Source organism: Alcanivorax sp. HI0044 (assembly GCF_001634945.1).
In genome coordinates, this window is the sequence record NZ_LWEZ01000001.1 from 1 (window position 1) to 7,359 (window position 7,359).

Consider the following 7,359-nt stretch of genomic DNA (forward strand, 5'->3'; position numbering starts at 1 on the left):
GGAAGATCTGGATCATGAGCTGCTTGTGGCTCGGCAGCACCTGGCGGCCCAGTGGGGGGCAGCCAATGACGTCGGCTTTGCTCTGTTGGGCGAGCTGCAAACCAGTCAGCAGCTGGTGTCTTTGGAAGACCTTGAGAAGCAACTGCAACAGAGCCCACGGGTGACTCGATTCCTCACCCAGGCACGGGTAAATGAGTCAGAGATGGCCATGGCCAAAGCGGATGCCCTGTCTCGCTGGCGTTTTTCTGCGGGCGTGCGGCGCTATGAAGCCACGGATGATTTTGGTGTGGTGGCTGGCATCGCGATTCCACTGGGTAATCAGCGCCGTAATCAGGCACGGATCAGCGAGTTGGCGGCAGAAAAATCGCTGAATGAAGCTATGGCGATTTCCGAGGAAAGCCGTCTGCAGGCCCGCTTGTTTGAGCTCTACCAGGCGCTGCAGCATAGCCGCCATCAGGCTGCTGCATTGCGTGAAGAAATGATCCCGCGTTTGCGGCAAGCCGTTAGCGCAGCCAATGAGGCATTTTCGCTGGGTCGCTTCAGTTATCTGGAGTGGATCTCCGTCAAGCAGGAGCTGCTTGATGCTCGGCTGGCATTGATCAACACGCAGTTGGCCTCCCACGTGAGCCTTACCGAAATTGAGCGCCTCACCGGCTTGGCTCTATATGTAAAAAGTGTCTCTGCGCAAAGTAAGGAGCAGAAGTAATGAATGTTTTTCGTAAACCCATCGGCTTGCTGGTGACGGTATGGATGTTGTTGGTTTTTCCGCTGGTGACACTGGCAGCGGGAGCCGCAGAAGAGCAGGAAGCGGAGCCGGAGAAGGGGCCGCATCGCGGACTGGTGCTGCGCGACGGTGACTTTTCTGTGGAGCTGGCCATTTTTGAAACCGGGGTGCCGCCGGAGTATCGAGCCTGGATTAGCGATGACGGTGAACCGGTCGATCCAAGGGAAGTGAATTTGCAGGTGGTGCTGACGCGGCTCGGCAATGTGCGCGACGAGATCGGTTTTGCCCCGCAAGCGGACTTTCTGCGTGGCGACATGGAGATCTATGAGCCTCACTCCTTTGTGGTTTCGGTATCAGCCGAGCACCAGGGTCAGCAGTACCAATGGCAGTACGACAGTTTCGAAGGACGTACCGCCATTGAGCAGGCGGTGGCCGATGCCATGGGGGTGGTGACTGAAGTAGCAGGCCCTGCGACCCTGCATGAAACCGTGACGGCCTACGGCTCTCTGGTCCTACCTCCTGCTGGACAGCGCGCAGTGCGTGCCCGCTTTGACGGTGAAATCGTGCGTGTACACAAGGCGCTGGGCGACACGGTAGCCCGTGGCGATGTGTTGTTCACCATTGAGAGCAACGAAAGCCTGCGCACATATGCGTTGCGGTCGCCCATGTCTGGCGTGATTGCCTCGCTTGACGGTGGTGCTGGCGAGCCCACCGGGGACAGAACGCTGGCCAGCATTATTGATGTATCAAAAACAGAGGCTGAACTGTCGGTGTTTGCTATGGATCGGGCACGGGTCAAGCCAGGTGCTGATGTGCAGCTGGCGCTGGCCGACGGCTCCGCTACGGTCACGGGGAGGGTGACGTTCCTGGCGCCGCAGGTGGCTGCCGGTCAGGCACAGACTGTGCGCGCCTCGCTGGCGTCGCTGCCGGAGAACTGGCTGCCGGGCCAGTTTGTCACTGGCCAGATTGAAGTGGCGCAACATTCTGTCGAGCTGGCCGTGAAGAAAACCGGGCTTCAGGGGTTCCGTGATTTTACTGTGGTGTTCGCCAAGGTGGCCGAGCAGTACGAAGTGCGCATGCTGGAACTGGGCCGTGAAGATGAAGACTGGGTCGAGGTACTGGGAGGCCTAAAACCAGGTACCGAGTATGTCAGTGGTAACAGCTACCTGCTCAAGGCGGATGTTGAAAAGTCCGGCGCTTCCCACGATCACTAAAGGCCTGTCACTATGCTTGAAGTCATTATTAAACACGCCATTGAGCGCCGCCGGCTGGTACTGGTGGGCGTGGCTTTGTTATCACTGCTGGGGCTATGGAATTTCAACCGGTTGCCAATTGATGCCGTGCCGGATATCACCAACGTACAGGTGATGATCAATACCGAAGCGCCGGGGTATACGCCGCTTGAAGTGGAGCAGCGGGTGACCTACCCGATAGAAACCACGTTGGCGGGTCTGCCCGGGCTGGAGTACACGCGCTCGGTTTCGCGCTACGGGCTGTCCCAGGTAACCGCTATTTTTGGTGATGACACCGACATCTATTTCGCCCGCCAACTGGTGAGCGAACGTCTTTCTGCCGCACGCTCGGATTTGCCTGGCGGCCTCCAGCCCGAGATGGGCCCGATTGCCACAGGCCTGGGCGAAATCTTCATGTTCACCGTGGATGCCGAACCTGGCGCGGTGGATGAGGATGGAAAACCAATTACCCCCATAGACCTGCGTTCCGTACATGACTGGATCATTCGGCCGCAGCTGTTGCGCGTGCCCGGCGTGGTGGAGGTCAATCCTATTGGCGGCTACCAGCGCGAGATTCTGATCGCCATTGACTCGACCCGTTTGTTGGCGGCGGGAGTTACCCAACAACAGGTGGTTGCTGCGGTCGAGGCCAATAACCAGAATCGGGGTGTCGGCTTCGTTGAGCAGAACGGTGCGCAATGGTTGATGCGTGTGCCTGGTCAGGTGACTTCAGTGGAGGCACTGGCAAATACCCCGCTGAACACCGAAGGCGGCGCACGCTTGCGGCTGAAAGATGTGGCCAGCGTGGAAGAAGGGCTGGAGTTGCGCACCGGGGCGGCTACCCAGAATGGTCGTGAAGTGGTGATGAGCACCGTGTTCATGCTGGTGGGTGAGAACAGCCGTACCGTCGCCAGCGCGGTGGGCGAGAAGCTGGAGGAAATCAAGGCGGGCCTGCCGGAAGGGATTACTGCAACAGCGGTGTATGACCGCACCGGGCTGGTCGACAAGACCCTGCAGACGGTTCAGAAGAATCTGCTGGAAGGGGCGCTGCTGGTGATCGTGATCCTGTTCCTGTTGCTGGGCAATGCCAGAGCGGCCCTGTTGACGGCGGCAGTAATTCCCATCGCCATGCTGATGACCATCACTGGCATGGTGCAAACCCGGGTCAGTGCTAACCTGATGAGCCTCGGTGCGCTGGACTTTGGTCTGCTGGTGGATGGCGCCATTATCATCGTGGAGAACTGTTTGCGGCGTCTCAGCCAGGCGAAGGTGCCGGGCCAGACACTGGGACAGCGTGAGCGGCTAGATATTGTCTTTACCGCGACACGGGAAGTGATCCGTCCTGCCTTATTTGGCGTGTTCATCATTACGGCGGTGTACCTGCCCATCTTCTCGCTGACCGGTGTTGAAGGGAAGATGTTCCACCCCATGGCCATGACCGTTGTGATTGCACTGGCAAGCGCGATGTTGCTGTCGGTGACATTTGTTCCTGCCTGTGTCGCCCTGTTGTTCCGGGATGCGGTGGAAGAGAAAGAACATCGCGCCATGAGCGCGCTGCGTAATGGTTACCAGCGTCTGGTGCGCAAGGCCGTGGCAATGCGCGCCCTGGTGGTGGCACTGGCCGCCTTGTCCGTGTTGAGCTCGGTGGTGCTGGCTACCCGCCTAGGCAGCGAGTTCGTGCCCAACTTGGATGAAGGGGATATTGCCATGCATGCCCTGCGGATTCCGGGAACCTCGCTCGGTCAGGCCGTCGCCATGCAGGAAACCCTGGAAGAAAAAATTCGTCAGCTGCCGGAAGTGGAACGAGTGTTTGCCAAGATCGGTACGGCGGACGTGGCCACCGATGCGGTCCCTCCCAGCGTGGCGGACAACTTTATTATCCTAAAGCCCCGCGATCAGTGGCCGGACCCCGGCAAGCCCAAGGCGCAGGTGGTGGAAGAACTGTCGGCCATCGTTGATACCGTGCCGGGTAGCCGCTACGAATTTCTGCAGCCGATACAGATGCGCTTCAATGAGCTCCTGGCCGGGGTAAGGGCGGAGCTCGCCATCAAGGTGTTTGGTGATGATTTTGCACAGCTGGAAGCACTGGGCAAGCAAATTGAAGGCGTGGTGTCCGGGGTCGAAGGGGCGGCGGATATCCAGATGGAGCAAGTTACCGGCCTGCCGGTATTGACCATTACTCCTCGCGATTCCGTTCTGGCCGGATACGGACTGGACAAGGCCGAACTGCAGTCTCAGCTGGCCATCGCCTTGGGCGGTGAGGTGGCCGGTCGTTTCTACGAAGGGGATCGTCGTGCCGACATCGTGGTGCGTCTGGCCGAAAAGCAGCGTACCGACATGGAAGCGTTGGGGTATCTGCCGGTACAGGTGCCGGGCGCCGGGGCTGTGCCGTTACGGGAACTGGCGAGCATTGAGCTGGTGGATGGTTTCAATCAGGTCAACCGGGAAAACGGCAAGCGCCGGGTGGTGGTTACCGCCAACGTGCGTGGCCGTGATCTGGGCTCGTTTGTGGAAGACGTCCGTACAGCCATCAATGATGACGTCGCTGTGCCCTCGGGCTACTGGGTGGAATACGGGGGCACCTACGAGAAGTTGCAGTCTGCGAGCCAGCGACTGACGTTGGTGGTGCCATTAACGCTGGTGATGATCGTGGCGTTGCTCTATTTCGCGCTCGGTTCGTTCAAAGATGCGCTGGTGATTTTCACCGGTGTGCCTCTGGCACTGACCGGTGGAGTGCTATTGCTGGTGCTGCGGGATATTCCGTTCTCCATTTCTGCAGCGGTGGGTTTTATCGCTCTCTCCGGCATTGCCATTCTGAATGGCCTGGTCATGGTGTCCTTTATCCGTGAGTTGATGCGGGATGGTGTGGCCCTGGATGAGGCCATTATTGAAGGTGCGGTAACAAGGCTTCGCCCCATCATTACCACCGCGCTGGTTGCCTCGTTGGGATTTGTGCCGATGGCGCTTAACACGGGTATCGGTTCGGAAGTTCAGCGTCCACTGGCCACGGTAGTCATTGGGGGCATCCTTTCTTCCACCGTGCTCACATTATTCGTGCTCCCTGCCTTGTACCGTTTGGTGAATGGCAAGAGCGCTCATATTCTTAACCAATCATAATGGAGAAAAACGCGTGAAAATCAGATTCTGCGTTGGATTGCTTGGCTTGCTGGCGAGTGGCGTGGCCATGGCTCATGGCATGTCAGCTGAAGATCAGGCAAGAGCCTTGAACGCTGGGTTTATGGAATACATTGAGCTTGGCGCTGTTCACATGGTGACAGGTTACGACCATCTGCTGTTCCTGTTTGGAGTGGTGTTCTTCCTGACCCGCTTCAATGACATCGTGCGGTTCATTACGGCGTTTACCATCGGGCATTCCATTACTTTGGTGTTTGCCACCTTGTATGGTATCCGTGCCAATTACTATCTGGTGGATGCGGTCATTGCCCTGACAGTCTGCTACAAGGCGTTCGACAACCTGGGTGGGTTTAAACGCTATTTGCAGATGAAGTCACCCAACCTGACTTGGATGGTATTTGCCTTCGGGTTGATTCATGGTTTTGGACTTTCCACCCGTTTGCAGCAGCTGCCATTGGCAGAAGATGGCCTGGTGTTGCGCATCCTGGCTTTTAATCTTGGTGTAGAGGCCGGGCAGATTGCGGCCCTGGCGGTGATGTTGTTCCTGTTGTCCGGCTGGCGTCGTACCGAGTCGTTCAAACGCTTCAGCCGTGCCACCAACTGGCTGTTGATGATGCTGGGTGTGCTGCTGCTGTTGATGCAGCTGCATGGTTATCTGCATTCCGCCAGCCCGGATGAATTTCCGCTCAACAAGGATGACCACAGCCATACCCATGAAGATATGGATGCCGCGCGTTCTCCGTTGAAGGACTATCAGAAGCGCTTCGATATGAAGATGGAAAAACAGGATGTACAAGGCAGCAACGAGCGCGTAATTGAAGAAGCTGAAGAACAAGCCGATGCCCAACCCCATCGTCATGGCAGTGGTGAGGCTCACGTACATTAACCGATAACAGGACAATAAGATGAAGTTGATCAAGGTATTGATGGTGGTGGCTACGCTGGCCGTATCTGGCCAGGCGTTCTCCCACGGCGGTGGTCACGACCCCATCTCAGAGCAGCAGGTTGTGGGGATCGCAAAATACGTAGCGGTGAAGCTGACCGAGGAAGATCGGGGCATGGGCTTTGGAAAGCTGGATGAGAGCTGGAAAGCGCTTCCTGAAGAGAAGGTCGGCATCAGCAATTCCGGTCCGGGCTATTACGTCGTGGCCCTGGAGCATGAGGAGGAGGGCCGAACCCTTTATATCCTGATGTCAGAAACCGGTAGCGTTTACGACGCCAACTTCACCGGCGAGTTCAAGGGCATCGAATAACAACGTTAGGGCAGCCAGGAGGAAGCGGTGATGCCGATGTTAATAATCAAATATCTCGTCTCAGCAGCAGTTATCGTTGCCGTCTCTGAGGTCGCAAAACACAGTGACAGGCTCGGGGCGCTGATCGCGTCCCTGCCTGCCGTGACCTTGATGGTACTGTTCTGGCTTTATCTGGACGGGCAGCCTTCTTATAAGATCGCAAATCATGCTTGGTATACCTTCTGGTATGTCCTGCCCACCCTGCCCATGTTTGCTTTATTCCCCGTGATGCTGGAGCGGTGGGGGTTTGGTGTTGCGATGTTGCTGTCGGTAGGCGTGACGGTAATCAGCTTTTTCTTAGTGGCAATGGTTGTTAGGAGATGGGGTGTTGAGCTTTTTTAATAGAATGCTTTCTAATAATCGGAGATGCCCATGACCCGCGCTCTTTATACCCAGGTTTCGCTGGATTCTACTTCCTACTATCACGGCATCTGTCGCTGTGTGCGGTGAGCCTTACTTGAGTCCAGATTAGCCCACCTTCGTCCGCCACAATCCACCACTCTGGTGTAGGGTCTGGTGTAGAAAGTTAAAGTAGGATTGGGCGGCTCCTTTAAATGCAGCCTAAACACACCCATGCATCATTGGCGTATGTTGGCTCAGGTCCGCGCTCACAGGTCCTCCGGAGAATACATCATGGTTAAAGTCGGCCATGATAAAGGGATTGGTGAAAGGAATCATGACAGATCTTCATGCTCGTGCGACGGACCAGGGAGCCTGGCGTGGTTTGCTATTAATAAACGGCACGCAGAACGGGCAAGAGGGAAGGGTGATGACAAGAATCATACTCGCTACGTTACTGATGTTCTGGAGCTGTTCCGCATTGGCGTCGGATTACGCCGAGGCTACCGGAGGCGAGAGCAGGGTCAGTGTGGTGATCATTGATGATTATCGCGCGGTACTCGAGTTGTTCGAGCAGCTTCACTACACCGATAAAAGCTGGGTGGAAGGCGACCGCCATGTGCCCAGGGTTTATCTC

At 56.8% G+C, this 7,359-nt stretch carries 7 protein-coding genes; all 7 read left to right on the forward strand.

Going from position 1 to position 7,359, the window contains the following annotated elements; all coding sequences use genetic code 11:
- A partial coding sequence (locus A3730_RS00005; RefSeq protein WP_197477194.1) for a TolC family protein occupies positions 1 to 706 on the forward strand: 706 nt, incomplete at its 5' end.
- Entirely contained in the window at positions 706 to 1,938 is a 1,233-nt protein-coding gene (locus A3730_RS00010; protein ID WP_063521259.1) for an efflux RND transporter periplasmic adaptor subunit, read from the forward strand. The genes A3730_RS00005 and A3730_RS00010, both read left to right, overlap by 1 nt.
- Positions 1,939 to 1,950: 12 nt before the next feature.
- Positions 1,951 to 5,073, forward strand: coding sequence for an efflux RND transporter permease subunit (locus tag A3730_RS00015; RefSeq protein ID WP_063521258.1), 3,123 nt, complete (start codon positions 1,951 to 1,953; stop codon positions 5,071 to 5,073).
- A gap of 13 nt (positions 5,074 to 5,086) precedes the next feature.
- Positions 5,087 to 5,977: a HupE/UreJ family protein gene (locus A3730_RS00020; protein WP_082872201.1), complete on the forward strand. Its 891-nt coding sequence runs from the start codon at positions 5,087 to 5,089 to the stop codon at positions 5,975 to 5,977.
- 19 nt (positions 5,978 to 5,996) lie between these two features.
- The gene (locus A3730_RS00025; protein ID WP_063521257.1) at positions 5,997 to 6,344 is read left to right on the forward strand and encodes a DUF6488 family protein; all 348 of its coding nucleotides are present in this window, start codon (positions 5,997 to 5,999) and stop codon (positions 6,342 to 6,344) included.
- A gap of 30 nt (positions 6,345 to 6,374) precedes the next feature.
- Positions 6,375 to 6,725 (forward strand): DUF3147 family protein, encoded by a 351-nt coding sequence (locus tag A3730_RS00030; RefSeq protein WP_063537172.1) that lies wholly within the window; start codon positions 6,375 to 6,377, stop codon positions 6,723 to 6,725.
- A gap of 427 nt (positions 6,726 to 7,152) precedes the next feature.
- Positions 7,153 to 7,359 (forward strand): hypothetical protein (locus A3730_RS30085; RefSeq protein ID WP_156500681.1); only part of this gene is annotated, 207 nt, incomplete at its 3' end.